General features: G+C 64.5%; 25 protein-coding genes. 13 read left to right on the top strand and 12 right to left on the bottom strand.

Going from position 1 to position 25,876, the window contains the following annotated elements; genetic code table 11:
- Positions 1-96: 96 nt before the first annotated feature.
- Complete coding sequence (locus Q0C42_RS12540) at positions 97-999, top strand: calcium/sodium antiporter (RefSeq protein ID WP_295076121.1); 903 nt, start codon at positions 97-99, stop codon at positions 997-999.
- Positions 1,000-1,037: 38 nt separating this feature from the next.
- Here the strand turns inward: Q0C42_RS12540 and gstA are convergent, their stop codons facing one another.
- The gene (gstA, locus tag Q0C42_RS12535; protein WP_295076118.1) at positions 1,038-1,640 is read right to left on the bottom strand and encodes a glutathione transferase GstA; all 603 of its coding nucleotides are present in this window, start codon (positions 1,638-1,640) and stop codon (positions 1,038-1,040) included.
- 381 nt (positions 1,641-2,021) lie between these two features.
- Between gstA and Q0C42_RS12530 the strand changes: the two genes are divergently transcribed.
- The 3 genes from Q0C42_RS12530 to ilvN all read left to right on the top strand — a co-directional run bounded on the left by Q0C42_RS12530 (position 2,022) and on the right by ilvN (position 5,432).
- A complete protein-coding gene (locus tag Q0C42_RS12530) occupies positions 2,022-3,776 on the top strand; it encodes an acetolactate synthase 3 large subunit (RefSeq protein WP_295076115.1) in 1,755 nt (584 codons plus the stop codon).
- 63 nt (positions 3,777-3,839) lie between these two features.
- A complete protein-coding gene (locus tag Q0C42_RS12525; protein ID WP_295076112.1) occupies positions 3,840-4,841 on the top strand; it encodes an acyltransferase family protein in 1,002 nt (333 codons plus the stop codon).
- 30 nt (positions 4,842-4,871) lie between these two features.
- Entirely contained in the window at positions 4,872-5,432 is a 561-nt protein-coding gene (gene ilvN / locus Q0C42_RS12520; protein ID WP_295076109.1) for an acetolactate synthase small subunit, read from the top strand.
- Here ilvN and Q0C42_RS12515 read toward each other — a convergent pair.
- From Q0C42_RS12515 to Q0C42_RS12500, 4 genes are all read right to left on the bottom strand, one after another.
- Positions 5,429-6,637 carry a cyclopropane-fatty-acyl-phospholipid synthase family protein gene (locus Q0C42_RS12515; protein ID WP_295076106.1) on the bottom strand — a complete coding sequence of 403 codons (1,209 nt, stop codon included), beginning with the start codon at positions 6,635-6,637 and terminating at the stop codon, positions 5,429-5,431. The genes ilvN and Q0C42_RS12515 overlap by 4 nt on opposite strands.
- Positions 6,638-6,694: 57 nt before the next feature.
- Complete coding sequence (locus Q0C42_RS12510) at positions 6,695-7,465, bottom strand: enoyl-CoA hydratase-related protein (protein WP_295076102.1); 771 nt, start codon at positions 7,463-7,465, stop codon at positions 6,695-6,697.
- A 109-nt stretch (positions 7,466-7,574) separates the two neighbouring features.
- Complete coding sequence (locus Q0C42_RS12505; RefSeq protein ID WP_295076099.1) at positions 7,575-8,048, bottom strand: cytochrome c-type biogenesis protein; 474 nt, start codon at positions 8,046-8,048, stop codon at positions 7,575-7,577.
- Positions 8,045-10,015, bottom strand: coding sequence for a heme lyase CcmF/NrfE family subunit (locus tag Q0C42_RS12500; protein WP_295076096.1), 1,971 nt, complete (start codon positions 10,013-10,015; stop codon positions 8,045-8,047). The genes Q0C42_RS12505 and Q0C42_RS12500 overlap by 4 nt, the downstream gene beginning before the upstream one ends.
- Before the next feature lie 188 nt (positions 10,016-10,203).
- On the opposite strand from Q0C42_RS12500, the gene rocF reads away from it, so the two are divergent.
- On the top strand, positions 10,204-11,127 hold the full coding sequence (gene rocF / locus Q0C42_RS12495) for an arginase (RefSeq protein WP_295076093.1): 924 nt from the start codon (positions 10,204-10,206) through the stop codon (positions 11,125-11,127).
- Positions 11,128-11,296: 169 nt separating this feature from the next.
- Here rocF and Q0C42_RS12490 read toward each other — a convergent pair whose 3' ends face one another.
- The gene (locus tag Q0C42_RS12490; RefSeq protein ID WP_295076090.1) at positions 11,297-11,566 is read right to left on the bottom strand and encodes an usg protein; all 270 of its coding nucleotides are present in this window, start codon (positions 11,564-11,566) and stop codon (positions 11,297-11,299) included.
- A gap of 192 nt (positions 11,567-11,758) precedes the next feature.
- On the opposite strand from Q0C42_RS12490, the gene gyrA reads away from it, so the two are divergent.
- The 5 genes from gyrA to gluQRS all read left to right on the top strand — a co-directional run bounded on the left by gyrA (position 11,759) and on the right by gluQRS (position 17,486).
- Positions 11,759-14,473: a DNA gyrase subunit A gene (gene gyrA / locus Q0C42_RS12485; protein WP_295076086.1), complete on the top strand. Its 2,715-nt coding sequence runs from the start codon at positions 11,759-11,761 to the stop codon at positions 14,471-14,473.
- The gene (locus Q0C42_RS12480) at positions 14,463-14,762 is read left to right on the top strand and encodes a hypothetical protein (protein WP_295076083.1); all 300 of its coding nucleotides are present in this window, start codon (positions 14,463-14,465) and stop codon (positions 14,760-14,762) included. Before gyrA ends, Q0C42_RS12480 begins: the two co-directional genes overlap by 11 nt.
- Positions 14,763-14,875: 113 nt before the next feature.
- The gene (locus Q0C42_RS12475) at positions 14,876-15,253 is read left to right on the top strand and encodes a DoxX family protein (protein WP_295076080.1); all 378 of its coding nucleotides are present in this window, start codon (positions 14,876-14,878) and stop codon (positions 15,251-15,253) included.
- Between the two features lie 65 nt (positions 15,254-15,318).
- Entirely contained in the window at positions 15,319-16,650 is a 1,332-nt protein-coding gene (gene trmFO / locus Q0C42_RS12470; RefSeq protein WP_295076077.1) for a methylenetetrahydrofolate--tRNA-(uracil(54)-C(5))-methyltransferase (FADH(2)-oxidizing) TrmFO, read from the top strand.
- Positions 16,638-17,486, top strand: coding sequence for a tRNA glutamyl-Q(34) synthetase GluQRS (gluQRS, locus tag Q0C42_RS12465; protein ID WP_295076074.1), 849 nt, complete (start codon positions 16,638-16,640; stop codon positions 17,484-17,486). Before trmFO ends, gluQRS begins: the two co-directional genes overlap by 13 nt.
- A gap of 35 nt (positions 17,487-17,521) precedes the next feature.
- Here the strand turns inward: gluQRS and hisI are convergent, their stop codons facing one another.
- A complete protein-coding gene (hisI, locus tag Q0C42_RS12460; protein ID WP_295076071.1) occupies positions 17,522-17,893 on the bottom strand; it encodes a phosphoribosyl-AMP cyclohydrolase in 372 nt (123 codons plus the stop codon).
- Positions 17,894-17,977: 84 nt separating this feature from the next.
- On the opposite strand from hisI, the gene Q0C42_RS12455 reads away from it, so the two are divergent.
- Positions 17,978-18,421: an iron-sulfur cluster assembly scaffold protein gene (locus Q0C42_RS12455; protein ID WP_295076068.1), complete on the top strand. Its 444-nt coding sequence runs from the start codon at positions 17,978-17,980 to the stop codon at positions 18,419-18,421.
- A 118-nt stretch (positions 18,422-18,539) separates the two neighbouring features.
- Here the strand turns inward: Q0C42_RS12455 and Q0C42_RS12450 are convergent, their stop codons facing one another.
- The 5 genes from Q0C42_RS12450 to Q0C42_RS12430 all read right to left on the bottom strand — a co-directional run bounded on the left by Q0C42_RS12450 (position 18,540) and on the right by Q0C42_RS12430 (position 24,097).
- Positions 18,540-18,662: a hypothetical protein gene (locus Q0C42_RS12450; protein ID WP_295076065.1), complete on the bottom strand. Its 123-nt coding sequence runs from the start codon at positions 18,660-18,662 to the stop codon at positions 18,540-18,542.
- A gap of 97 nt (positions 18,663-18,759) precedes the next feature.
- Positions 18,760-20,844: an ATP-dependent DNA helicase RecG gene (gene recG, locus Q0C42_RS12445; RefSeq protein WP_295076062.1), complete on the bottom strand. Its 2,085-nt coding sequence runs from the start codon at positions 20,842-20,844 to the stop codon at positions 18,760-18,762.
- Positions 20,841-22,958, bottom strand: a complete 2,118-nt coding sequence (gene ligA, locus Q0C42_RS12440; RefSeq protein ID WP_295076059.1) for an NAD-dependent DNA ligase LigA — start codon at positions 22,956-22,958, stop codon at positions 20,841-20,843. Before ligA ends, recG begins: the two co-directional genes overlap by 4 nt.
- 56 nt (positions 22,959-23,014) lie before the next feature.
- Positions 23,015-23,722 carry a response regulator transcription factor CtrA gene (gene ctrA / locus Q0C42_RS12435; protein ID WP_295076056.1) on the bottom strand — a complete coding sequence of 236 codons (708 nt, stop codon included), beginning with the start codon at positions 23,720-23,722 and terminating at the stop codon, positions 23,015-23,017.
- A 96-nt stretch (positions 23,723-23,818) separates the two neighbouring features.
- Positions 23,819-24,097 carry a DUF1153 domain-containing protein gene (locus Q0C42_RS12430; protein ID WP_295076053.1) on the bottom strand — a complete coding sequence of 93 codons (279 nt, stop codon included), beginning with the start codon at positions 24,095-24,097 and terminating at the stop codon, positions 23,819-23,821.
- Between the two features lie 139 nt (positions 24,098-24,236).
- On the opposite strand from Q0C42_RS12430, the gene mnmA reads away from it, so the two are divergent.
- Both mnmA and Q0C42_RS12420 read left to right on the top strand, forming a co-directional pair.
- Positions 24,237-25,382, top strand: coding sequence for a tRNA 2-thiouridine(34) synthase MnmA (gene mnmA, locus Q0C42_RS12425; protein ID WP_295076050.1), 1,146 nt, complete (start codon positions 24,237-24,239; stop codon positions 25,380-25,382).
- On the top strand, positions 25,379-25,858 hold the full coding sequence (locus tag Q0C42_RS12420; RefSeq protein ID WP_295076048.1) for a DUF2059 domain-containing protein: 480 nt from the start codon (positions 25,379-25,381) through the stop codon (positions 25,856-25,858). The genes mnmA and Q0C42_RS12420 overlap by 4 nt, the downstream gene beginning before the upstream one ends.
- The last annotated feature ends 18 nt before the right edge of the window (positions 25,859-25,876 follow it).

The following is a 25,876-nucleotide window of genomic DNA, read 5'->3' as shown; positions in this document are numbered from 1 at the left end:
GGGCAACAGACGAAATCGGCAAGATCGCCCTTGCATTCCGACGCAGTCGCCCAACCTTTGGCCAAACCAAATTTGGGGAACCCTGTGACCTACCTTATGTTTTTTGTTGGCCTTGTCATCCTTGTGGCCGGGGGAGAGTTCCTTGTACGCGGCGCCTCCTCCATCGCCCGCGCCTTCCACCTGTCGCCGCTTCTGATCGGCCTCACCATTGTCGGTTTCGGCACTTCGGCACCCGAGCTGATTGTCTCGGTCCAGGCTGCCTTGGCAGATCAGCCGGGCATCGCCATCGGCAACGTGATCGGCTCGAACATAGGCAACGTGCTTCTGATCCTTGGCATCTCGGCCCTGATCGCCCCGCTGATCATTCCCGGCCGCAAACTCTGGCGCGACCTTGCCTTCATGCTGGCCGCCACCGCGACAATTTGGGTCATGCTACTGGACGGACAGGTCACGCGGCTGGATGGGCTGATCCTCCTCGCTGGTCTGGCTGCCTTCCTGACAGTCGCCTTCACCGCCGGCAGCGGCCACCCGCCCGAGGGTGGGACCGAAACCTTCGGCCCGAACTGGAAACCCTGGGTCATGACCGGCGCGGGGCTGGTCGCTCTGGTGATCGGGGCGGGCTTCCTGGTCGACAGCGCCACCACCATCGCGCGCGAGTTCGGCATCTCCGAAGCGGTGATCGGGCTGACCATCGTCGCCGTCGGCACGTCACTGCCGGAACTGGCGACCAGCGTGATCGCGGCATTCCGCAAGCATACCGAGATAGCAGTGGGCAACATCGTCGGGTCGAACATCTTCAACATCTTCGGCATCCTCGGGCTCACCGCGCTGATCGCTCCAATCCCGGCCGAGGCACGTTTTGCCGCCGTCGACATGTGGTGGGTTGCTGCCTCGTCCGTCGGGCTAGCCGTTGTGGCCTTCGTGCTGGGAGGCTTGCCGCGCATCGCGGGCGCCGGGCTTCTGGCGACCTACGGCGCCTATCTATTGCTTATCGGCTGAAAGCCTGGGGGGCCGGATCGGCCCCCCGCCTGTGACCCTCAGGCAGCCAGACCTTCGGCCTGCAAAGCCTTCTGCACAGCGGGGCGCGCCGCGACCTTGTCGCGCAACGCGGTGATGCGCGGGAACTTCGTCAGGTCATGGGCAAAGGCTTTCGACCAGTTCGTCACCGTGAAGAAATAGGCGTCTGCCGGAGTATAGGCGTCGCCTGCCATCCAGTCGCGGTCGGCCAGACGGTCCTCGACCACCTGCAGACGCGCGTCCAGAAGACCCAGCTGCGCCGCCTTGGCATCACCGTCTAGACCCCGGAAGAACGGCGAATAGGTCTTGTGCACTTCGGTCGAGACGTAGTTCAGCGCCTCGGCCATACGGGCGCGGGCAATCGTCCCAAGCGCGGGCAGCGAGCCCGGAGCGGCGCTGTCCATCACGTGCTGCATGATCGCGACGCCTTCGGTCAGCACATCGCCGTTGCCAAGGTCCAGCGCTGGCACCGCTCCGCGCGGGTTGATGGCAGTAAAATCCGCGCCGGTCTCGGTGCGCTTGGCGCGGACGTCAACCTTTTCCACGGTGAAATCCACGCCCGCTTCGTTCAGCGTGATGTGCGAGGCCAGCGAGCAGGCGCCCGGCGAATAATACAGCTTCATGTCAGTCTCCCGTGTGGCAGGATCAGCCCCACCGTTCCGGCGTCTGCCATAGCGCAGACGAAGGGTGGATTCACCTGCCCATCGCGGCAGAGCCTCTGCGCCTTTTTGCAAATAGTGGTGAAAGTTGCGTGGCGCGGCATCCTGCCGCAACAAAAGTTCAAAAATACCGGCCGCTAGCGACATTTTCGTATTGCAAATCCGGTTGACGCCCGGCATATCCGCCCCTAAGTTCCAACCGAACGTGAAGGGGATGGGCCAATGGCCAGACTTCTTGTCATCGTAGGAAGGACGCGCATGGGCCGGTAACGGTTGACCATAGTGGTTCCCATGCGCCCCCGAAGGAAACTCCGGGGGCTTTTTGTTGCGCGAAGGAGATCGAAGATGTCGAAGCAGATGACCGGTGCGAAGATGGTGGTCCAGGCCCTGAAGGACCAGGGTGTCGAGGTCGTCTTCGGCTATCCCGGTGGCGCCGTGCTTCCGATCTATGACGAGCTTTTCCTGCAGAACGACATCCGCCACATCCTGGTGCGTCACGAACAGGGCGCGGTCCATATGGCGGAAGGCTATGCGCGGTCCACCGGCAAGCCGGGTGTCGCTCTGGTGACCTCGGGTCCCGGCGCGACCAACGCCGTGACCGGGCTGACCGACGCGCTGATGGATTCGATCCCGATCGTGGTGCTGACCGGACAGGTCCCGACCTTCATGATCGGCACCGACGGCTTCCAGGAGGCGGACACCGTCGGGATCACCCGGCCCTGCACCAAGATGAACTGGCTGGTGAAGGACACGGCAAAGCTGTCCGACACCATCCACCAGGCCTTCCACGTCGCCACACACGGCCGTCCCGGCCCGGTGCTGGTCGACATCCCGAAGGACGTGCAGTTCGCCACTGCTGATTATGTCGCTGCCGAAAATGCGAAGATCAGCCACTACCAGCCCCGGACCGAAGGCGACCCGGCCCAGATCGCCCGTCTGGTCGAACTTATGGAAAGCGCCGAGCGTCCGATCTTCTACACCGGCGGCGGTGTCATCAACTCCGGCCCGCGCGCAAGCCAGCTTCTGCGCGAGCTGGTGGCCGAGACGAACTTCCCGATCACCTCGACCCTGATGGGTCTGGGCTGTTATCCGGCGTCCGGCAAGAACTGGGTCGGCATGCTGGGGATGCACGGGCTTTACGAAGCCAACCTTGCGATGCATGGCTGCGACGTGATGATCAACATCGGCGCGCGCTTTGACGACCGCATCACCGGTCGGATCAAGGATTTCAGCCCGAAATCCCGCAAGGCGCACATCGACATCGACCCGTCGTCGATCAACAAGGTGATCCGCGTCGAGGTGCCGATCGTCGGCGACGTGTCCCGCGTGCTGGAGGAAGTCCTGCGCCAGTGGCGTGCGCGGGGGTCGAAGACCAACCAGCGTGGCCTGTCGCAGTGGTGGGCGCAGATCGAGGAATGGCGCGCGGTGAAGTGCCTCTCGTACAAGAACTCCACCACCACGATCAAACCGCAATACGCGCTGGAGCGGCTTGAGGCGCTGACCAAGGGGATGGACCGCTACATCACCACCGAAGTTGGCCAGCACCAGATGTGGGCAGCCCAGTTCCTCGGGTTCGAGGACCCGAACCGCTGGATGACCTCGGGCGGGTTGGGGACGATGGGTTACGGCCTGCCCGCGTCGATTGGCGTGCAGATCGCCCACCCCGAGGCGCTGGTCATCAACGTGGCAGGTGAGGCCTCCTGGCTGATGAACATGCAGGAAATGGGAACCGCGATGCAGTTCCGCGCCCCGGTCAAGCAGTTTATCCTGAACAACGAACGCCTCGGCATGGTCCGCCAGTGGCAGGAGCTTCTGCATGGCGAGCGGTATTCCTCGTCCTGGAGCGAAAGCCTGCCCGACTTCGTCAAGCTGGCCGAGGCTTTCGGCTGCAAGGGCATCAAATGCGACGACCCGAAAGACCTGGACGATGCGATCATGGAGATGCTGCGCTACGACGGCCCGGTGATCTTTGACTGCCTGGTCGAAAAGCACGAAAACTGCTTCCCGATGATCCCCTCGGGCAAGCCGCACAACGAGATGCTGCTTGGCGATGCCGATACCCAGGGCGTGATCGGCGCCAAGGGCGCGGTGCTGGTGTGATGTGAAGCGGCTTGCCGGACCCGGTCCGGCAAGCCAGCCACCCAGACCCCAGTCAGGAACCCCATGACCCTCACCGCCGAGGCCAGCCCGAAGACCCGAGACATGTGGATGGATGTCGCCAAGGGCGTTGGCATCATCCTCGTGGTCATCGGCCATGCCTGGCGCGGGCTCGAGACGGCAGGGATGATCGGCAATGCCTGGGCGTTCCAGCTGGTGGACCGGCTGATCTACAATTTCCACATGCCGCTGTTCTTCCTGTTGTCGGGCATGACCTTTCAGTCCTGGGCGCTGCGCCGGCCCGTGGGCGAGGCAGCCTTCAGCCGGGTGACGCGGCTTTTGTGGCCCTTGGTCCTCTGGACCTATCTTTTCACCGCCGCGCGGCTTGCAGCGGGGGATGCGGCCAATACGCAGATGTCGGGGCTGGAAAGCCTGTTGTTCTTCCCCCTGCCCCCGCGGGACCACTTCTGGTTCCTCTGGGCCTTGTTTCTGCAGCACCTCGTCGTGCTGGCTCTGATCCGTTTCGTGACTGGCCCACTTTCTGCGCCGACCTGGGCTGCCCTGGCCGGGCTTGTCGTGCTCGCCTCCAGCTTCACGCCCGTCGGCCTGAACGCCTGGACCGTCGGCGCCGCGACCTATGCGGGGGCGTTCCTGGCCGGGTTGGCGCTGGGCCAAACGAACTGGCGACCGCAGGGTGCCTTCGCCTTCCTGATCGCCGTTGCCGTCTTTGTCGGCTTTCAGGCGGCCAGTTTTCAGCTGCCGCAATCCCTGCTCGTCGCCCAGGTTCTGGGCATCGCTCTGTCCCTGGCCGCGCTGGCGGTGGTCTACCTTCTGACCAATAGCCGCCAGACTGCGCCCCTGCGCCTTCTGGCCTATCTCGGCATCGCGTCGATGGGCATCTACCTTGCCCACACGATCTTTTCCGCCGGCACCCGCGCCGTGCTGGGCCGTTTCACCCCCGACCTCACCGCCCACATGATCCTTGGCACGCTTGCCGGGATCGTCGGCCCCCTGATCATCTACGCCGTCATCCGCCGGGTCGGTCGTCCGTCCTGGATCGGATTCTGACGCCGTGTCCCACAGCAGAAGGTAGGACCCATGTCCGCACTGAACATCAAGAAGGGCTCGACCAGCCATTCCGCCTATGACCTGCGCTCCGCGCTCTCCGAGGTCGAGGAATCCCACACCCTCGCCGTCATCGTCGAGAACGAGCCCGGCGTCCTCGCGCGGGTCATCGGCCTCTTCTCCGGCCGCGGCTACAACATCGACAGCCTGACCGTGGCCGAGGTCGACCACACCGGCCACCGCAGCCGCATCACCATCGTCACCCGCGGCACCCCCGCCGTGATCGACCAGATCGAGGCGCAGCTGAAGCGCATGGTCCCGGTGCATGAGGTCCAGGACCTCACCGCCGAGGGTCCGTCGGTCCAGCGCGAACTTGCGCTGGTCAAGGTCAAGGGCCACGGCGATCACCGGATCGAAGCCCTGCGCCTGGCCGAGATCTTCCGGGCCAATGTCGTCGATTCCACGCTGGAAAGCTTCGTCTTCGAGATGACCGGCACGCCCGAGAAGATCGACGCCTTCGCCGACCTCATGCGCCCGCTGGGCCTGGTCGAGATCGCCCGCACCGGTGTCGCAGGGCTGAAGCGCGGCGCCTAGCTGTTCCGCGCCGGATACAGGTAGTCGCGCGTCATCGGCACGGTGCCGCGCGCCTTGGTCAGTTGCAGCTGGTGGATCACCATATAGCCCTCGGCAAAGCCCATCTCGGCTGATTGCAGGTAGTAGCGCCACATCCGGATGAAGCGGTCGTCGTGCATCTGTCGGACCCGGTCGATATTGGCGTCGAACCGCTTCAGCCACTCCTGCAGCGTCCGTTCATAATGCCCGCGCCAGACCTCCAGATCCGACAGGATCATCCCGGTCTTCTCCACCACCCGCATCGCCTCGGAGATCGTCGGGCAATAGGCGCCGGGAAAGATGTACTTGTCGAACCAGGGCGAGATCGTGCCCGGCGTGGACCAGCGCCCGATGTAATGGATCAGCGCCACCCCCTCCTGCGGCATCAGGTCGGCGACCTTCTGGAAATAGGTCCGCAGGTGCGGCAGACCCACATGCTCCATCATCCCGACCGAGACGACACGGTCATAGGTCTCGGTCACATCGCGGTAATCCTGCAGCCGGAAGGTCACCTGCCCGGCAAGACCGGCCTCACGGGCGCGCGCCTCTGCCTTGGACAGCTGGACCTCGGACAGGGTGATGCCCGTCACCTCGACCCCGTGGTCGCGCGCCAGCGCCAGGGCCAGCGTTCCGAAGCCGCAGCCGATGTCCAGAACCCGCATTCCGGGCCGAAGCAGAAGCTTGCCCCCGATATGCGCCATCTTTGCCGCCTGCGCCTCGTCCAGCGTCATGTCCGGGCGGCGGAAATAGGCGCAGGTGTATTGCTTGGTCTCGCCCAGAAAAAGGTCGTAGAGGTCGGGGGAGATGTCATAGTGATGCGCCACGTTCCTGCGGGCGACGCCCATGTGGTTCCAGATCGCCCAGGATTTCGCCCGGCTCCACAAGGCACCAAGTTGCGGCAGGGGTGCGGGCAGGCGGCGCCCCCGGACATTACGCAGGGCGAAGGTCAGCAGACTGCGAACATCATCGTCGCGAAGGGTAAGCCTGCCATCCATATAGGCCTCGCCCATCGCAAGGTCCGGGTTCAACAGAAACTTCCGCGGCCAGTCGGGGTCGTGCAGCGTGACCTCGGTTTCCGGCGGCCCGCCCGGACCGAACTCCCGGCGCGTGCCGTCCGCGAAGGTCAGCCTCAACCGTCCGGTCCGCATGCCCAGATCCAGAAGCGCCGTCAACGCCTGGTTCCACATCGCCGCCACCCCTGCTGAACACCGAAGGCGACAACGCGGCCGGCGGGTTGCGGTTCCCTACCGCCCCTGAAAGACCGCCGAGCGCTTGGACAGGAAGGCGGCAACACCCTCCCGGAAGTCGGCGCTCGCCCCGCAGCGGCCCTGCAGCCGGGCCTCGACCTCCAGCTGCGCTTCCAGAGATTGGTCGAAAGCCCCGCGCAAGGCCTGCTTCAGGGCGGCATAGGCCCCGGTGGGACCACTGGCCAGCTTCGTCGCCCGCGCGGCCACCACCTCGGCAAAGCGGTCATCGGGGACCGCCTCCCAGATCATGCCCCAGTCCACCGCCTGTGCGGCACTGACCGGCTCGGCCAGCAAGGCCGCTCCCATGGCGCGTTGCAGACCCACCCGGCGCGGCAGAAAGCTGGTCCCGCCCGCGTCCGGGATCAGGCCGATCCGGGTGAAAGCCTGCAGGAAGACCGCGCCTTCAGCGGCGATCACCAGGTCGCAGGCCAGCGCGAGGTTTGCCCCTGCCCCCACGGCCGCCCCGTTCACCGCTGCGATGACCGGCACCGGGGCCTCGGTGATCGCGCGGATCATCGGGACGTATTCGTCGTTCAGGATCGCCTCGAACCCGGCGGCTTCCAGCCCCTCGGCATCAGTGAGGTCCTGACCCGAGCAGAAGCCGCGCCCTGCCCCGGTCAGCACGATGACGCGCGCGCCGTGGCCCGCCTGCAGGGCAGCAAGCAGTTCCAGCCGCATCTCGCGGTTCAGCGCGTTCATCACCTCGGGGCGGTTGAGCGTGATGTGATGCACGCCACCCTCGACCTTCACCGTCACCAATCCCGCCATCTGTGCCGCCTCCCAAGCTTTGCGGCCAGACTAGCGGGACTGGCGTGAAGGCCAAGCCCTACGCGGCGTCACGGGCGCGACAAGCGCTGGGTGGGCGGGATCGCCCACCCTACTCCTTGAGGATTTCCTTCAACCGGCTCTCTTCCTCGGTGGTCAGCACGACGTCCGGCGCAACCCGCCTGCGTCCCGCTGCCAGGGCGACGGCAATACCGGCCAGAAGCAGCGCCGGACCCGCAAGCCAGAGGACCAGGTTCGCCCCCTCGGCCGGCGGGTTGAACAGCACGCCCTCGCCGTAGCGCGCAACGATGTAGTCGACAACCTCGGCATCGCTGTCGCCTGCGACCAGCCTTTCACGGATGATCAGTCGCAGGTCCCGGCTGATGGGAGCGTTGCTGTCATCGATGGTCTCTCCCTGGCAGACCGGGCAGCGGATGTCGCGGCTGATCTCGCGGGCGCGGGATTCCAGCACCGGGTCGGTCAGCATCTCGTCGGGCTGCACCGCCCAGGCCGGGGTCACCGCCAGGAAAAGGGCAAGGGCGTAGGGTGGGCAATCTGCCCACCACCGCTTGAGGAAGGCGATCATTCCGCCGGCACTCCGGCCGGGACCTTCCGCGCGCCCGCGGCCACCCGATAGCGGCGGTCCGACAGGCTGAGAAGCCCGCCAAGCGCCATCAGGATGCATCCGGCCCACAGCCAGTTGGCGAAAGGCTCGATGTAGCTGCGCACAGCCCAGCCGCCGGACTGTTGGCGGTCGCCCAGCACCAGATAGATGTCGCGCAGGAAGCCATAGTCGATCGCGGCCTCCGTGGTCGGCATCTGCGCTACCGGATAAATCCGCTTTTCGGGGTTCAGCACCGCCACCACTGCGCCGCCGCGCGTCACCGTCATCCAGCCCATGGTGGAGGTATAGTTCGGCCCCTGCACCTCTTCGACCTTGTCCAGCCGCACCTCATAGCGCCCCAGCGGGAAGGTCTCGCCTTCCTGCAGAATGCGGATGTCCTCGATCTTCCACGACATCATTGCCGAGACGGCGAAGATCGTGACGCCAAGGCCGAAGTGCGCCGTGGCCTTGCCCCAGTCCGCCCGCGGCAAGCGGAACAGGCGGGCAAAGCGTGCCCCGACGCCTTCGCGCCCGGTCCGCGCCCAGATGTCTGCCATCGCGCCGAAGCCGACCCAGGCGCCCAGCATCAGGCCCACCGGCCCCAGCGCCGTGCGCCCGGTCTGCATCGCAAAGGCCAGCGCCCCAAGCGCCACCGCAAGCACCATCACCGGGATCAGCCCGCGCAAGCTGCGCCCGATGTCGCCCCGCTTCCAGGCCAGCATCGCTCCCGGAGGCAGGACCAGCGCCAGCGCCACCATGAAGGGCGAGAAGGCCGCGTTGAAGAAAGGCTCGCCCACCGACAGGTCACGACCCAGCAACATTGACCCAACCAGCGGCCAGATTGTCCCGATGAACACAACAAACGCAGCGACCGTCAGCAGGATGTTGTTCGCCACCAACGCGCTTTCGCGACTGACCAGACTGAACACCCCCCGCGCCTCCATCGACCCGGCCCGCAGCGCAAAGAGGATCAGCGCACCTCCGGTGAAGAAGGCGAGGATCATCAGGATGAACACCCCCCGCTCGGGGTCGTTGGCAAAGGCGTGGACCGAGGTGATAACCCCCGACCGCACGATGAAGGTCCCGATCAGGCTGAACCCGAAGGCCATGATCGCCAGAAGGATCGTCCAGGCCTTCAGACTTTCGCGCTTCTCCACGACGATGGACGAATGCAACAAGGCCGCCGCAAGGAGCCAAGGCATGAAGCTCGCGTTTTCCACCGGGTCCCAGAACCAGAACCCGCCCCAGCCCAGCTCATAGTAGGCCCACCAGGACCCCAGCGCGATACCGATGGTCAGGAAGACCCAGGCCGCCAGCGTCCAGGGCCGCACCCAGCGGCCCCAGGCGGCATCGACGCGGCCCTCGATCAGGGCGGCCACGGCGAAGCTGAACGCCATCGAAAGCCCGACATAGCCCAGATACAGGAACGGCGGATGGAACGCCAAACCGGGGTCTTGCAGCAGCGGGTTCAGGTCTTGCCCGTCCAAGGGCGGTAGCGCCAAACGCCAGAACGGGTTCGAGGTGAGCAAAAGGAACAATAGGAACGCCACCCCGATCATCCCCTGCACCGCCAGCACCCGCGCTTTCAGCCGGTCGGGCAGGTTGTCCCCGAACCACGCCACCGCCGCCCCGTAGACCGCCAGGATCAGCACCCACAAAAGCAGGGAGCCCTCGTGGTTCCCCCAGACGCCCGACACCTTGTACAGCATCGGCTTCAGCGTGTGCGAGTTCGACACCACGACCGCCAGCGAGAAGTCGGACACCACGAAGGCCCAGGTCAGCGCCGCAAAGGACCCCGCGACCAGCGCCATCTGCACCAGCGCCGCCGGTCCCGCCAGCGCCATCAGCCGCGCGTCGCCCCGGTGCGCGCCCCACAAGGGCAGCGTGGACTGCACCAGCGCCACCATCAGCGCCAGGATCAGCGCGAAATGCCCAAGCTCGACGATCATCAGCCTCTCCCGTGGTTATCCCCAATGATAGGCGCTGTGGCCTCCGGGGGAAAGCCCTGCGCCCCTTCGCCGCGCCAAGGCTCCACTGTGCCCGCGCATCCCCGCCGATCCCGCCGAATTGTCCGTTGCCACCGGCAGTCCGGCCCCGCTACACCGGACCAAAGCGCCCGACCAGAATGGAGACCCCCATGCCCAAGACGATCCTGATCGGCGCGCCCATCGACTCTGGCCAGAAGCGCCCCGGCTGCCTGATGGGCCCCGCCGCCTACCGCGTCGCCGGGATCGCCCGGGAAGTCAGCGCCGAAGGCCACGGGGTCGAGGATTGGGGCGACCTTGTCCTTCCCGAGCTGAAACCGGTCACCTGCGGCAATCCCGTCGTGCACGATCTACCCGAAACCGTCGCCTGGGCCGAGATCCTGATGGACCGCGTCGATGATGCGCTTTCCCAGGGCGGCTTTCCGATCATCATGGGCGGCGATCATTCGCTGGCCCTTGGGTCCGCCGCCGGGGCCGCCGCCTTTGCCGCGCGGCAGGGGCGACCCCTGTTCCTGCTGTGGCTCGACGCACATTCCGATTTCCACACGCCGCTGACCACCACCTCGGGCAACCTGCATGGCACGCCCCTGGCCTATATCGCGGGCCGCGACGGGTTCGACGCCTTCCCGCCCTTCCCGGCCCCGGTCCCGGCCCGTCGGATCTGCATGTTCGGCATCCGCTCGGTCGACCCCGAGGAGCAGGCCGCAATGCTGGAGCGCGACATCTTCATCAACGACATGCGGGTGATCGATGAGCGTGGCTTGGTCGCCCCCCTGCGCGAGTTCCTGGACCTCGTGCGGCGCGAAGGCGGGATGCTGCATGTCAGCCTGGACGTCGACTTCCTGGACCCTTCGATTGCCCCCGCCGTCGGAACCACCGTTCCGGGCGGCGCCACCTTCCGCGAGGCGCATCTGGTGATGGAACTGCTCCACGAAAGCGGTCTCGTGACCTCGCTGGACCTTGTAGAGCTGAACCCGTTTCTCGACGACCGCGGGATGACGGCCCGGCTCATGGTGGATCTGGTAGGGTCCCTGATGGGCAAGAAGGTTTTCGACCGTCCGACGCGTTCCAAGTGACCGATTGCGCCAAGCAGTTGATCCGCCGAAGGGAATCTGAGCGTATATACATCCTGTAGCTACACTGTAACTGCTGTGGATACAAACACCGTTCATATCCGGCGATTGTTTCTGGCTATCTTTTCCACAACTGGAAACAACCAGCCCGCGACCGTGCGACTGTTTCCGTTCAATGCAAGTAGAACTCGCCCACGACATTCCGCCACTCACCCGGCGAGATCAGCTTACGGTGGGTGAAGCGCACCGAATGCAGCGGTCCTTCAATCTTTTCCTGCCAGAACTCGATGAACTGGAAAAGCTTCGGATAATCCGGCGCCAGATCATACTCCTGCCAGATGAAGCTGTTGAGAACACTGCGATAATCCGGCATCCGGTAGTAAAGCTCAGCCGTGGTCAGCCCATAGCCCTTCAGCATCAGTTCCGTCTCTTGTCCGACCATTGCTTTCCGTCCTTTCTGATGGTCCGTGACGGAATCATGACAGGCCTAGGCTAAAAATCAATGAAAACAGTGTGTTGTCACTCTCTTTCAACGGCTGCCAATGGACCGCAGCGCGCCATTGCACCCCATAGCTAGGATGGTGTATCCTTCCTCCTGCTAAATCTTGATCCCGCAAGGAAGGCGCGCGCCCTCATGGCCGATACCCCGGAAGACACTGATAAAAAAGAAGAAGCGCCGGAGCGTCCCACTTGGCACGGCCCCCAGGTCGATATCGCCGCCGAGATGAAGACCGCCTACCTCGACTACGCGATGAGCGTGATCGTTTCCCGCGCGATCCCCGATCTGCGCGACGGGCTGAAACCCGTCCACCGCCGCATCCTGTTCGCCATGCAGGAATCGGGCAACACCCACGACAAGGCCTACCGCAAGTCGGCCCGCCCCGTGGGCGACACGATGGGGAAATACCACCCCCACGGCGACTCGGCGATCTACGACGCGCTCGTCCGCATGGCCCAGCCGTTTTCCATGTCGCTGCCGCTTCTCGACGGCCAGGGCAACTTCGGTTCGATGGACGGCGATAACGCCGCGGCCATGCGCTACACCGAAGTCCGGATGGACAAGCCCGCCGCTTTCCTTCTGGCCGACATCGACAAGGAAACCGTCGATTTTCAGGACAACTACGACGGCAAGGACAAGGAGCCCACGGTCCTTCCTGCCCGCTTCCCGAACATGCTGGTCAACGGCGCGGGCGGCATCGCCGTCGGCATGGCGACGAACATCCCGCCGCACAACCTTGGCGAAGTGATCGACGGCACACTGGCGCTGATCGAAAACCCTGACATCAGCATGGAACAGCTGATGGAAATCATTCCGGCCCCTGACTTTCCCACGGGCGGGCAGATCCTTGGTCGCTCCGGCGCGCGGAAGGCCTATCTGGAGGGGCGTGGCAGCGTCATCATCCGCGCCAAGACCCACATCGAGGAACTCCGCAAGGACCGCTGGGGGATCATCATCGATGAGATCCCCTATCAGGTCAACAAAGCCACGATGATCGAAAAGATCGCCGAACTGGTCCGCGATAAACGGGTCGAGGGGATCGCCAACATCGCCGACGAATCCGACCGGATCGGCGTGCGCGTGGTGATCGAACTGAAGCGCGACGCGACACCGGACGTGGTTCTGAACCAGCTCTTCCGTTTTTCGGCCATGCAGGTCAGCTTCGGCTGCAACATGCTGGCGCTGAACGGGGGCCGCCCGGAACAGCTGACGCTGCGCGATTTCCTGAGCTATTTCATTACCTTCCGCGAGGAAGTTGTCGCCCGCCGCACTGCCTATGAACTCCGCAAGGCGCGCGAACGCAGCCATGTCCTCTGCGGTCTGGCCGTCGCCGTGTCGAATGTCGATGAAGTCGTCGCCACCATCCGCGCCTCGGCCACCCCGGCCGACGCGCGCGAGCAACTGATGACGCGGCGCTGGCCAGCCCACGAGATCGCGCCCTATATCCGCCTGATCGACGACCCGACGCACCCGATCAACGACGACGGGACCTACAACCTGTCCGAAGTGCAGGCCCGCGCGATCCTTGACCTGCAACTGCAGCGCCTGACGCAGCTTGGTGTGAAGACCATCACCGACGAGCTGGAACAGCTTGCGGCCAAGATCAAGGACTACCTCGACATCCTCGGCAGCCGCGAGCGGATCATGGCGATCATCTCGGACGAACTCCGCGAGGTCAAAGCCCTCTTCGCCGTCCCCCGCCGCACCGAGATCATGGACTGGTCCGGCGACATGGAGGACGAGGACCTGATTGAGCGCGAGGATATGGTCGTGACCATCACCTCGGGCGGCTACATCAAGCGGACCCCGCTGGCCGAATTCCGCAGCCAGAACCGCGGCGGCAAGGGTTTGGCCTCGATGCAGACCAAGGACGACGATGTCGTCACCACGCTTTTCGTCGCGAATACACATACTTGGCTCTTGTTCTTCACCACTGACGGCATGGTGTACAAACTGAAGACCTGGCGCCTGCCCCAGGCAGGCCGCACCGCCAAGGGCAAGGCCCTGGTCAACATCCTGCCGATCGATCCCGGCATCTCCATCGCCGCCCTGATGCCCGTCGACGTCCCCGAAGAAGACTGGGGCAACCTCCAGATCGTCTTCGCCACCTCCGATGGCGACGTCCGCCAGAACGACCTGTCCGACTTCACCAACGTCATGCGCAACGGCAAGATCGCGATGAAGCTCCCCGAGGGCATCACCCTGGTCAACGCCGCGATCGCCGACGATCAGGACGACATCATGCTGGTCACCGAAGCCGGCCGCGCCATCCGCTTCTCCACCACCGAGATCCGCGTCTTCAAATCCCGCGGCTCCACCGGCGTGCGCGGCATCCGCCTTGGCGCAGACGACCACGTGGTCAGCATGTCGATCATCCGCCACTTCGAGGCCACGCCCGAAGAACGCGAGGCCTACCTCAAGCAGCGCCGCCTCATGGCCGGGATCACCGAAGAGGACACCGACGACGAGGAAGACCACGTCCCCGCCGGCCAGCTTTCCCCCGACCGCTACGCCGAGATGTCGGCGGCCGAGGATCTGATCCTGACCATCACCAAGGGCGGCTCGGGCAAGCTTTCCTCCTCCCACGACTATCCCGTCCGGGGCCGTGGCGGCATGGGCGTCAAGGCGATCTCGCCCGGGCCCCGTGGCGGCCGGATCATCGCCTCCTTCCCGGTTGAGACCTCCGACCAGATCATGCTCGCCACCTCGACCGGGCAGTCGATCCGGGTGCCGGTCGACCAGGTAAGCTTCCGCTCCCGGTCAGCAGGTGGCGTCAAGGTCTTCTCCGTGGCCGCCGATGAAGAAGTCGTCTCGGTCGCCCGCGTCGCCGATCAGGGTGATGAGGCTTGAAGCCAGGCTCGCAGCCCTCGCGGCTGCGGGCGAAACGCTGCACTACGGCGCCTTGGCGCGGGACCTGGGCCTGCGCATGGGCGAGCTTACCGCAGCGCTTGAGTCCCTGATGGAGGAAGACGCCGCCCAAGGCCGTCCCTTCCGCGCCGCAGTCTTGAGCCAACGTCTGTCGCCCGACCACCTGCCGGCCCCAGGCTTCTTCCAGAAAGCCGCCGAACTTGGAGCAGACGTTTCCGATCCGGCCGCCTTCACCGCTGACCAGCGCCGGCGCCTTGCGCAGTGCAGCTGACTGCGCATCAGCGCACAATACCCCTGCCCCGGCACGGAATTTGCACAATTCTGCCGGTATGCAAGAACGTCCGGACCCGGCAAAAGACCGGAGCAAGCGTTCAAGGGATACTCATGGAACAGCTCAAGACCTATGCGCCGCTCATCACGCGCCTCTTCCTCGCCGCCGTGTTCATTCCGGCCGGCCTGGGCAAGCTTGGCGATGTTGCCGGCTTTGCCGGCTATCTGACCTCGGGCGGCCTGCCCGCCTTTCTCGCCTGGCCCTCGATCATTTTCGAGGTGCTGCTTGGCCTGTCGATGCTGATCGGTTTCCAGGCCCGCTGGATGGCCCTGCTTGGCGCGGGCTTCTGCGTGCTTGCCGGGCTGCTTTACCACTTTGCGCCTGCAGACCAGATGCAGATGATCATGTTCTTCAAGAACCTCGGCATCGCCGGTGCCTTCCTGATGATCTTCGCCCATGGCCCCGGCAAGCTTGCCGTGGACAAGGCCTGAACTTCAGCCGGGGGCGCATCAGCCCCCGGCTTTCCTTTTCCGGCGATCCGGCCTAAATCCGGGCCATGACCGAACCTCTTCACATCATCGGCGGCGGAATGGCAGGCTCCGAAGCCGCATGGGCCGCTGCGAACCTGGGCGTCCCCGTTGTGCTGCACGAGATGCGGCCCAAGGTCGCTACCTTCGCGCACCGGACCGGCGATTTCGCCGAGATGGTCTGCTCGAACTCCTTCCGCTCGGATGACCATGAGCAGAACGCCGTCGGGCTGATCCACTGGGAGATGCGGGCGGCGGGCAGCCTGGTCATGGAGATGGCCCACAAGCACCGCCTTCCGGCTGGTGGGGCCTTGGCCGTGGACCGCGATCCCTTTGCCGCGGCCGTGACGGAAAAGCTGAAGTCGCATCCGCTGATTTCTACGTCCTACGAAGAGGTTGTCGAACTTCCTTCATCCGGAAACTGGATTATTGCCACCGGACCTCTGACCAGCCCCGCTTTGGCCGAATCGATCCGCGCCGCAACCGGGGCCGAGGCGCTGGCCTTCTTCGACGCCATCGCACCTATTGTATATACAGACACGATCGACATGTCGGTGGCCTGGCTGCAAAGCCGCTACGACAAGGGCGAGACCGAGGATGAGCAAAAGGCCTACATCAACTGTCCGATGACGAAGGACCAGTACGAGGCCTTCATCGACGCACTCCTTGCCGCCGAGAAGACCGAGTTCCACGAGGGCGAGACCGCAGGCTATTTCGACGGTTGCCTCCCCATCGAGGTCATGGCCGAACGCGGACGCGAGACCTTGCGCCACGGCCCGATGAAGCCAGTGGGCCTGACCAATGCGCACAAGCCCGAGGAAAAGGCCTATGCCGTGGTCCAACTCCGCCGCGACAACAAGCTTGGCACCCTGCACAACATCGTCGGCTTCCAGACCAAGATGAAATACGGCGGGCAAACCGCTGTTTTCAAGATGATTCCGGGACTGGAGAATGCCAGTTTTGCCCGCCTTGGCGGCATCCACCGCAACACCTTCATCAATTCGCCGACCCTGCTGGACGCGCAGATGCGCCTGAAATCCCGACCGTATATACGCTTCGCCGGACAGATCACCGGCGTCGAAGGCTATGTCGAATCCGCCGCGATGGGGCTTCTGGCCGGACGAATGGCCGCGCACGAGATACTCGGGCGCGATCTTTCTCCGCCTCCTTCGGAAACCGCGATGGGCGCCCTTGTGACACACATCACCGGCGGGGCCGAGGCCAAGACCTTCCAGCCGATGAACGTGAACTTCGGTCTCTTCCCGCCCATCGATGCGAAGGGCGGCCGCCGGGGCCGCAAGGACCGCTACAAGGCCTATACCGACCGGGCAAAGCAGGCGTTCACGGAATGGCTTTCGTAACCCGCTTCGCTCCCAGTCCGACCGGCCCCTTGCACCTGGGCCACGCCTATTCCGCAATCCTGGCGCATGACATGGCCCGCGCCGCCGAGGGGCAGTTCCTCCTGCGGATGGAGGATACCGACCTCGAACGCTGCAGACCGGAATACGACGCGCTTATCCAGGAAGACCTGGACTGGCTGGGCTTGACCTGGAACGGCCCGATCCACCGCCAGTCAGAGCATATCGTTCATTATAACGCCCGGCTGGAAACCCTTGAAGGCAAAGGGCTTCTCTACCCCTGCTCCTGCACACGGTCGGACATCCGCTCTGCCCTAGCCGCCCCGCAGGAAGGCGTTGCCTTCGCTGTTTACCCAGGCACCTGCCGCGACCGCGGGATGGGGACCCGTCAACGCGAAGACGCCCTGCGCCTGAACCTCGCTGCGGCCCTGCGCCAGCTTGCCGCCGCCGACCTGTCCTTTATCGAGACCGGCTCTGCCCATGCTGGCCACCACCGTGTCGATTCCGACCAGGCGCAGCGCCAGATCGGCGATGTGGTCCTGTCCCGCAAAGGCGAGGACATCGTGGCCTATTTCCTTGCCTCGGCCTTCGACGATGGCGACCAGCACGTCACGCACGTGATCCGGGGTGAGGACCTGTTCGACTTCACGCCAGTCCAGGTGATCCTGCAGCATCTGTTTGGTCTGCCGACGCCCATTTACCACCACCACCGCCTGATCCGCGATCCGGAGGGCAAGCGCCTGGCAAAGCGCGACGACGCTCGGGCGCTGTCGAAATACCGGGCCGAGGGCGCCACCCCCGCCGACATCCGCCGCATGGTCGGGTTACCGAATCCTTAACGCCCGCAGCCAAGCCCTTGATTTCGCTGCACCCGTCAGGGTGTCCACGCGTGGGCAGGCGCCATGATCTCGACCTCCTCCCCGCCCCGGACCGCCGTATAGAAGCAGGACCGCCGGCCCGTGTGACAGGCCGGCCCTTCCTGCTCGACCAGCGCCAGCAGGCAGTCCCGATCACAGTCTACCCGCAGCTCGACCAGCTTTTGATGGTGCCCCGAGGTCTCTCCCTTCACCCAGAACGCCCCCCGCGACCGCGACCAGTAAGTCACCTTGCCCGTCTCCAGCGTCGCCGCCACCGAGGCCGCATTCATCCACGCGACCATCAGCACGTCCCCCGAGGCCGCATCCTGCGCCACGCAGGGGATCAGCCCCGCCGCATCATACTTTAGTGTGGCCGGGTCGAATGGCATGGCTCTGTCCTTGGCAGTTGGGGTCGCGGGGTCTACATACGGGGTCAGCCAAGGAATTTCCATGCGCGAAGGCAATCCTTCCAAGTGAGCGACAGCGATCTCATCAAACTCTACTCGGGTCGCATCCTCGGCCTCGCCGCCGAGATCCCGCATCTTGGCCGGCTTCCCGCCCCGCAAGGCACGGCACGCAGACGCTCGCCCCTTTGCGGGTCCACGGTGACCGTCGACGTCGTGGTCAAGGACGGCCGTGTCGCTGAATTTGCCCAGGACGTGAAGGCCTGCGCCCTCGGGCAAGCTTCGGCCGCGGTGCTGGGCGAGGCTGTGATCGGCCGCGCCCTGCCCGAGCTTCAGGCCGCAAGGGACTCGCTTCGGGCGATGCTGAGAGAGGGTGGCCCGGTCCCCTCTGCGCCGTTCCAGGCCTACGAGGTCCTTCTGCCTGCCCGCGACTACAAGAACCGCCACGCGTCCATCCTTCTGGCGCTGGAAGCCGTGTGCGAGGCGATGGAGGCGGCCGAGGCAGCCGCATAAAAAAAACCGCCGCACATCCTATGGGATGGCGGCGGCAGTAGCGCGTCTGGAATCGGCGGACGGTAGGCCAGGCGAGGCGGACCGTCACCCTTGGGGGACAGAGCGCGGGGCAGAAACCTCAGTGCAGCCCGGGGACGGACAGCACGGCAAAAAGCAGAACAAACAGCGACGCGACGCCAACCAGATCCTCCATCGCACCTTTGGGAGTGTGGCTGAGCAGGGTCTTCATGGCGTCTTTCATTGCGTCCTCCATGACTTGTTGCTGAATTGTTCTCATATCCGCAACGGCCTGTAAAGAACTTTTTAAGAACATTTGTGAACAGACCGGAACAGACGGCTCAGCCGACGCTCATCAACCGCAGGGCGCGGTCCTGATCCATGATCCAGAGCAGCGCCCGCACGGCCTGCCCGCGCGTGCCGGAAAGGTTCGGATCGTCCAGCAGAAGCTTCCTTGCATCGGTCTGCGCCAGCGCCATCAGGCCTGCCTGCCGCTCCAGATCCGCCACCCGGAAGCGCGGGAGACCGGACTGCGCCGTGCCAATAAGATCGCCCGCCCCGCGCATCGCGAGGTCTTCTTCAGCAATGCGGAAGCCGTCTTCGGTGTCCCTGATCGTGGTCAGGCGGCGACGTCCGGTCTCGTTCAACGGGGGCTGGTACATCAGAAGACAGGTCGAGGCCGCTTCGCCCCGCCCGACACGACCCCGAAGCTGGTGGAGTTGCGCCAACCCGAAGCTTTCCGCCTGTTCGATCACCATGATGGTCGCGTTGGGCACGTTGACCCCGACCTCGATCACCGTCGTCGCGACGAGCACCGAAGTCTCCCCCGCCACGAAGCGCGCCATCGCGCTGTCCTTGTCGGCCGGCGGCATCTGGCCGTGAACCAGACCAACGCGGTCCCCAAGTGCTGCGCGGAGGGTCCGGAAACGTTGTTCGGCGCTGGCATAATCGACAACTTCGGATTCCTCGACCAGCGGGCAGACCCAATAGGCCTGTCGGCCCTCTGCCACTGCGTTGCGCAAGTGATCGACCACCTCGTCAAGCCGGTCCGCGGACACCAGCGCGGTGCGGATCGGCTTCCGGCCTGCGGGTTTCTCGTCCAGGACCGAAACGTCCATGTCGCCATGTGTCGCCAAGGCCAGACTGCGCGGGATCGGCGTCGCGGTCATCACAAGGACGTCCACGGCTTCGCCCTTCGCGCCAAGTTCCATCCGTTGCGCCACCCCGAACCGGTGCTGCTCATCGACGACCGCCAGCCGCAAGTCCTGAAACTCGACGTCTTTCTGAAAAACCGCATGGGTTCCGACCAGGATCGGGATCCGCCCCATCGCCAGGTCTTCCAGTTTCATCGCCCGATCTGCACCCCGGTCCCGACCAGTCAGCAGTTCCAGCCGGACGCCTGCTGCCCGGGCAAGCGGAGCCAGCCCCTCGAAATGCTGCCGTGCCAGAATTTCCGTCGGCGCCATCATTACGCCTTGCCCTCCGGCCTCGACCGCGATCAGGAGCGCTTGAAAGGCAACCAGGGTCTTTCCCGCCCCGACGTCGCCCTGCAACAGCCGGTTCATCCGCAACGGCTGGGCCATGTCGGCAGCAATCTCCCGCACTGCTCGGGCTTGCGCCGCCGTGGGGTCATGGGGCAGGCTTTTCAGTACTTTGTCGCATAAAGCTCCGGTTCCCGCGGTCACGTGGCCCTTGCTTCTGCGCAGCTTGGCGCGGGCGATGGAAAGCGTCAGCTGATGCGCGAAAAGTTCGTCATAGGCGAGCCGCTGCCGCGCGGGATGGGTGTAGGCAAGCCCGGCCGACCCCGTAGGCCCGTGTCCCGCCTGCAGGGCCGACGGCCAATCGGGCCAGCCTTCCCGCGCCATCAGGCCGGGATCGATCCATTCCGTCAGGATCGGCAGCCGGGTCAGGGCGGCCTGCGCCGCCTTTCCGACGACCCGCTGAGTCAATCCGGCGGCCAAAGGGTACACCGGCTCGTAGGCCGGGACCTCGCGCGCCTCTTCGGGGCGCAGCACGTGGTCGGGATGCACCATCTGCGCGATGCCATCGAACAGCTCGACCTTGCCCGAGACCAGCCGCCTCTGACCAGTGGGAAGGAGCTTCGCCAAAGCCTCGGCGCGGGCGTGGAAATAGACGAGCAAGAACTCGACCCGCGCGTCACGGACGTGGATGCGGTAGGGCCCGCCCTTGCGGCGCGCGGGCACGTGCTGGCCGATCTCCACCTCGACTGTCAGGGTGGCGGGCGGGACGACCTCACGGACGGAACTGCGCAGGGCGCGGTCCACCCCGGAATGCGGCAAGAGATAAAGCAGGTCCTTGGGCCGGGTCACGCCCAGGCTTTCGAAGGCTTTCGCGGCCTTGGGGCCGACGCCGGGCAGCGTCTCCAGCCCTGCGAACAGCGGAAAAAGCGCCTCGGGCCGGCTCATGCGTCGCCGATCAACTGCAACCAGCCGTCTTCGTCGATCATGCGTACCCCCAGACGCTCGGCTTCCTTGGCCTTCGACCCGGCACCCGGCCCGGCGACAAGAAGGTCGGTCTTGGCGCTGACCGACCCTGCGACCTTGGCGCCCAAAGCCTCGGCGCGGGCCTTGGCCTCGGCCCGCGTCATCTTCTCCAAAGTGCCGGTGAAAACGACCGTTAGACCCGCGACTGGGCTATCCACGGCACCGCGCGCCTGGACGGGCTGGACCATCAACTGCGCCGCCAGCGCATCAATGGCGTGCCGTTCGGCCGTGTTCTGAAACGCCTCGACCAGGCTTTGCGCCATGACCTCGCCCACCCCGTTGATCGAGGTCAGTTCGGCCCATTCGGGTGTCCCCGGCGTCGCACGGGTTATCGCTGTCTCGAACGCCGCCCAGGTGCTGTAGTGCCGGGCGAGAAGGCCAGCCGCGACTTCGCCCACGTGGCGGATGCCCAGCGAGAAAATCAACCGATCCAGCGGGATGCTGCGGCGCGCTTCGATCGAGGCGAAGAGCTTTGCGGCGGAGACATCACCGAAACCCTCGCGATTTTTGAGCTTCTGCAAGGGGTTGGCGGAGTCCCTTGCGGCGAGGGTGAAGATGTCGGCTGGGGTCCTCATGGGCAGGGTCGCGTCCTTGAAGAACATCTCGATCTGCTTCGCGCCCAAGCCTTCGATGTCAAAGGCGCCACGACTGACAAAGTGCTTCAACCGCTCCACCGCCTGGGCCGGACAGATAAGGCCGCCCGTGCAACGGCGGACGGAATCGCCTTCCTCGCGGTGGGCCGGGCTGCCGCATTGCGGACATTTTTTCGGGAATACATAAGGTTGCGCGCCGTCCTTGCGGTAGGTCAGGTCGATGTCGGCAACTTTGGGAATCACGTCCCCGGCACGGTAGACCTGCACCCAGTCGCCGATCCGGATGTCCTTGCCGCTGCGGATTTCCTGCCCGCGCGAGTCGCGTCCGGCGATGTAATCCTCGTTGTGAAGCGTGGCGTTCGAGACCACCACACCGCCCACGGTCACAGGGCGCAGCCTCGCGACAGGCGACAACGCCCCGGTGCGGCCAACCTGGATGTCGATGCCCAGAAGCTCGGTCCAGGCAAGTTCGGCGGGGAACTTGTGCGCGATGGCCCAGCGGGGGGTGGATGAGCGGAAGCCAAGCCGGCCCTGCAGAGCAAGGTCGTTCACCTTGTAGACGACGCCGTCGATATCGTAGCCGAGGACAGCACGCTGTGCCTCGATCCGCCGGTAGTGGACCAGCATTTCCTCGGGGCCAGAGCAAAGGACGGTCAGCGGATTGGTCTGAAACCCCAAGGCTTCAAGGCGCCGGATCGCTTCGAATTGGGTTGCAGCCAGCGGCACGGAGAGTTGGCCCCAGGAATAGGCAAAGAACCGCAGGGGTCGGGCGGCCGTGATCCGGGCGTCCAGTTGGCGAAGCGACCCTGCTGCGGCGTTGCGCGGGTTGGCGAATGTCTTTTCGCCGCTCGCCGCCTGTCGCTGGTTCAGAGCGGCAAAATCGGCGTGGGACATGTAGACCTCGCCCCGAACCTCCAGCACCTGCGGTGCGCCGGTCAGGGTCTGCGGGATGTCGGCAATGGTCCGAGCATTATCGGTGACGTTTTCGCCCACCTCACCGTCACCCCGGGTTGCGGCTTGGATCAGCAGGCCATCTTCGTAGCGCAAGGACAACGACAAGCCGTCGATCTTTGGCTCGGCGGTATAGCTGACAGTCCCGGCATGCCCCAGAAAGCGGCGAACGCGATCGTCGAACTCCGCCACCTCGTCCGCCGCGAAGGCGTTTTCCAGCGACAGCATCCGAACCCGGTGCGCGACCTTGCCGAACCCGTCGGCCACCGCTGCGCCGACCTGGTCGCTGGGAGAATCTGCGCGTTTCAGGTCGGGAAACCGCGCCTCGATCTCGGCATTGCGCCGCTTCAGCGCATCATAATCGGCATCCGAAATCTCGGGCGCGTCAAGTGTGTGATAGGCAGTGTTCGCGGCTGCAATCGCCCGACCAAGGCGCGCAAGTTCCTCTCGCGCCTCGGCTTCCGTCAGGAGATCGACTGCCTTCTCCAACATGCCCGCCCCCTGTGCTGCCCTTGCAGACGTTAGGCGGCGGGCCGGGGAAGGTAAAGTCAGGCCGTGGCCGCCAACCGAGCCTGCCCGCCCACCGGATCGCGCAGCACATAGCCGCGGCCCCAGACGGTTTCGATGTAATTGTCGCCCCCCGTCGCCTCGGCGAGTTTCTTGCGCAGCTTGCAAATGAAGACGTCGATGATCTTCAATTCCGGTTCGTCCATGCCGCCGTAAAGGTGGTTCAGGAACATCTCCTTCGTCAGGGTCGTGCCCTTGCGCAAAGAAAGGAGTTCCAGCATCTGGTATTCCTTGCCGGTGAGATGCACCGCCTTGCCTTCCACATCCACCGTCTTTGCATCCAGATTGACCGCCACCCGGCCGGTCTTGATGATCGACTGGCTGTGGCCCTTGGAGCGCCGGATGATCGCGTGGATGCGGGCGACGAGTTCTTCGCGGTGGAAGGGCTTGGTCAGGTAGTCGTCGGCCCCGAAACCGAAGCCTTTCAGCTTGTTTTCCGTATCATCGGCGCCGGACAGGATCAGGATCGGAGTTTCGACCCGCGCCTGGCGCACTTGGCGAAGCACTTCATGCCCGCTCATGTCCGGCAGGTTCAGGTCCAGAAGGATCAGGTCATAATCGTAAAGCTTGGCCAGATCGATTCCGTCTTCGCCCATGTCGGTGCAATAGACGTTCAGATTGGCATGGGTCAGCATCAATTCGATGCTGCGCGAGGTCGTTGGATCGTCCTCTACAAGCAGAATGCGCATTCGTTAAATCTCCGCTCCGGTGGGTTCATCGTTAACGACAATGGCCCGCAATGGTTAACGTAGAGTTACTATGCCAGAGGGAGAGTCAGAATCCATTTAAAGTTGTCTGTATTTCTGAATCGCTGTGACTTTCAGGCCATCATCACCATGTTTGGCAACCGCACTGCGCCAAAGTCCGAATTCTTCGTCGGACAATGCGTAGCGATCCAGCGCCTCCTTTTCGGAAATCAGGCCGTAGACCACGGCCCGCACCACGATCGCCTTGCGACTGGCAACCCAGCGCCGGGTATCCGCAGGCGGCAGATCCGCCCGGGTAAGAATGCTGCCATCCGGCAGAATGACCTGCCTTGGCCCGTCGACACGCTTGAGAAACATGACCGTTCCCTTGTTGGTTTGACGCAGGATGAAGGATCAGGCTTAATCAATCCTGAAACAGGGGATTGAGAGTGCACAGCATTTTCATATATTCCCCATCATTCCCGTAACCCGGACAATCTCTGGAAGGATGGGTCCCATGCCCCGCGACCTGGCCCTCAACTCTTTGGGTTTTGCCAAGCCCCCCGCCGAAACGCGGGTCGTCGTTGCCATGTCCGGCGGCGTCGACAGTTCGGTCGTGGCCGCGATGCTGGCCGAAGAAGGCTATGACGTCGTCGGCGTCACGCTGCAGCTTTACGACCACGGGGCTGCGCTGGCTAAAAAGGGCGCCTGCTGTGCGGGCCGCGACATCCACGATGCCCGGCGGGTGGCCGAGACGATGGGCTTTCCGCATTATGTGCTGGATTACGAGAACACGTTCCGGGAGGCGGTGATCGAGGAATTCGCCGACGCCTATCTGGCGGGCGCGACCCCGGTGCCCTGCATTCGCTGCAACGAGCGGGTGAAGTTCAAGGACCTGCTGGCCACGGCCAAGGACCTGGAGGCCGACTGCATGGCGACCGGGCACTACATCCAGCGCAAGCTTGGCGACCACGGTCCGGAACTGCACCAAGCCGCCGACGCGGCGCGGGATCAGTCGTACTTCCTGTTCTCGACCACGCCAGAGCAGTTGTCCTATCTGCGCTTTCCGCTTGGCCACCTTGGCTCGAAAGCCGAGACGCGCGCCCTTGCCGCGAAGTACGGGCTGCCGGTGGCGGACAAGCCCGACAGCCAGGATATCTGCTTTGTCCCGAACAACGATTATGCGGCGGTGATCGAGAAGCTGCGTCCCGGTGCTGCCGACCCGGGCGAGATCGTGGACATGGACGGCAATGTCATGGGCCAACACCGGGGCGTGATCCATTACACCATCGGCCAGCGCAAGGGCCTGGGGATCGGCGGTCTGGAAACACCGCTGTACGTCGTGAAGCTGGACCCCCAGCACCGCCGGGTGATTGTCGGACCGAAAGAGGCGCTGTCGACCCGGATCATCCCGGTACGCGAGATCAACTGGTTGGGGGACGAGGCCTTTGACAGCCGTTGCGAATGGCAGTTGAAGGTCAAGGTCCGCTCCACCCGTCCCCCGCGCGAGGCGATTATTCGCCCGACCGGAGCCACAACGGCCGAAGTGGAACTGCTGTCGCCTGAGGATGGGGTCAGCGCCGGGCAGGCTTGTGTCTTTTACGCCCCGGAAGGCAGCCGCATCTTCGGTGGTGGCTGGATCTGGAAAGGAAATGCGTCGTGAAACCCCTGCTTCTGGCGCTTGCCTTGGCGCTTCCCCTTCCCCTTCTTGCCGAGACGCGCGAAGAGCGGGTGGCTGCAGCGGCGGAGTATGTGGAACTGGCCCTGCAGGGCTTCGACATGGACGCGATGATCGAGACAATGTACCAGCCGATCTTGCAACAGGTCGCGGCGGGCGGGCAGACCCTGAACGACGACCAGGTCGCCCGGATCCGTGCGCTTTACCTGGACACGTTCACCGATCCGCTGACCAAGATCATGCGCGATCAGGCCGGGATCATGGCAGACATGATGACGCTGGCGGAAATCACCGCCTTGCGTGATTTCTATGCGACGCCCGAGGGCCGGTCGGTGATGGCAAAGCTGCCGCAACTGACTGCCGCGCAGCAGCCGGGGATCATCGATCTGATCAACCAGAACATGGAAGGCCTGATGCCGCAGGTTCTTGCCATCGTGAATGGCGAGGTTTCGGCGCCTTGAATGGGCAGGCGGCCCATT

This window comes from Tabrizicola sp. (genome assembly GCF_022842145.1).
Taxonomy (GTDB): Bacteria; Pseudomonadota; Alphaproteobacteria; order Rhodobacterales; family Rhodobacteraceae; genus Tabrizicola.
The sequence above is the reverse complement of the archived record's forward strand: the minus strand, read 5'-3'. Positions and strand labels throughout refer to the sequence as shown.

Excerpts from the sequence above, each read along its gene's own strand:
- Q0C42_RS12525 (WP_295076112.1), top strand. The coding sequence starts at position 3,840 with ATGACCCTCACCGCCGAGGCCAGCCCGAAGACCCGAGACATGTGGATG.
- recG (WP_295076062.1), bottom strand. The coding sequence starts at position 20,844 with ATGAGCCGGCCCGAGGCGCTTTTTCCGCTGTTCGCAGGGCTGGAGACG.
- ctrA (WP_295076056.1), bottom strand. The coding sequence starts at position 23,722 with ATGCGCATTCTGCTTGTAGAGGACGATCCAACGACCTCGCGCAGCATC.
- gluQRS (WP_295076074.1), top strand. The coding sequence starts at position 16,638 with ATGGCTTTCGTAACCCGCTTCGCTCCCAGTCCGACCGGCCCCTTGCAC.
- trmFO (WP_295076077.1), top strand. The coding sequence starts at position 15,319 with ATGACCGAACCTCTTCACATCATCGGCGGCGGAATGGCAGGCTCCGAA.
- Q0C42_RS12450 (WP_295076065.1), bottom strand. The coding sequence starts at position 18,662 with ATGAAAGACGCCATGAAGACCCTGCTCAGCCACACTCCCAAAGGTGCG.
- hisI (WP_295076071.1), bottom strand. The coding sequence starts at position 17,893 with ATGCCATTCGACCCGGCCACACTAAAGTATGATGCGGCGGGGCTGATC.
- Q0C42_RS12515 (WP_295076106.1), bottom strand. The coding sequence starts at position 6,637 with ATGTGGAACCAGGCGTTGACGGCGCTTCTGGATCTGGGCATGCGGACC.
- gyrA (WP_295076086.1), top strand. The coding sequence starts at position 11,759 with ATGGCCGATACCCCGGAAGACACTGATAAAAAAGAAGAAGCGCCGGAG.
- Q0C42_RS12530 (WP_295076115.1), top strand. The coding sequence starts at position 2,022 with ATGTCGAAGCAGATGACCGGTGCGAAGATGGTGGTCCAGGCCCTGAAG.
- gstA (WP_295076118.1), bottom strand. The coding sequence starts at position 1,640 with ATGAAGCTGTATTATTCGCCGGGCGCCTGCTCGCTGGCCTCGCACATC.
- Q0C42_RS12505 (WP_295076099.1), bottom strand. The coding sequence starts at position 8,048 with ATGATCGCCTTCCTCAAGCGGTGGTGGGCAGATTGCCCACCCTACGCC.
- ilvN (WP_295076109.1), top strand. The coding sequence starts at position 4,872 with ATGTCCGCACTGAACATCAAGAAGGGCTCGACCAGCCATTCCGCCTAT.
- Q0C42_RS12510 (WP_295076102.1), bottom strand. The coding sequence starts at position 7,465 with ATGGCGGGATTGGTGACGGTGAAGGTCGAGGGTGGCGTGCATCACATC.
- Q0C42_RS12475 (WP_295076080.1), top strand. The coding sequence starts at position 14,876 with ATGGAACAGCTCAAGACCTATGCGCCGCTCATCACGCGCCTCTTCCTC.
- ligA (WP_295076059.1), bottom strand. The coding sequence starts at position 22,958 with ATGTTGGAGAAGGCAGTCGATCTCCTGACGGAAGCCGAGGCGCGAGAG.
- Q0C42_RS12500 (WP_295076096.1), bottom strand. The coding sequence starts at position 10,015 with ATGATCGTCGAGCTTGGGCATTTCGCGCTGATCCTGGCGCTGATGGTG.
- Q0C42_RS12490 (WP_295076090.1), bottom strand. The coding sequence starts at position 11,566 with ATGGTCGGACAAGAGACGGAACTGATGCTGAAGGGCTATGGGCTGACC.
- mnmA (WP_295076050.1), top strand. The coding sequence starts at position 24,237 with ATGCCCCGCGACCTGGCCCTCAACTCTTTGGGTTTTGCCAAGCCCCCC.
- rocF (WP_295076093.1), top strand. The coding sequence starts at position 10,204 with ATGCCCAAGACGATCCTGATCGGCGCGCCCATCGACTCTGGCCAGAAG.
- Q0C42_RS12480 (WP_295076083.1), top strand. The coding sequence starts at position 14,463 with ATGAGGCTTGAAGCCAGGCTCGCAGCCCTCGCGGCTGCGGGCGAAACG.
- Q0C42_RS12430 (WP_295076053.1), bottom strand. The coding sequence starts at position 24,097 with ATGTTTCTCAAGCGTGTCGACGGGCCAAGGCAGGTCATTCTGCCGGAT.
- Q0C42_RS12540 (WP_295076121.1), top strand. The coding sequence starts at position 97 with ATGTTTTTTGTTGGCCTTGTCATCCTTGTGGCCGGGGGAGAGTTCCTT.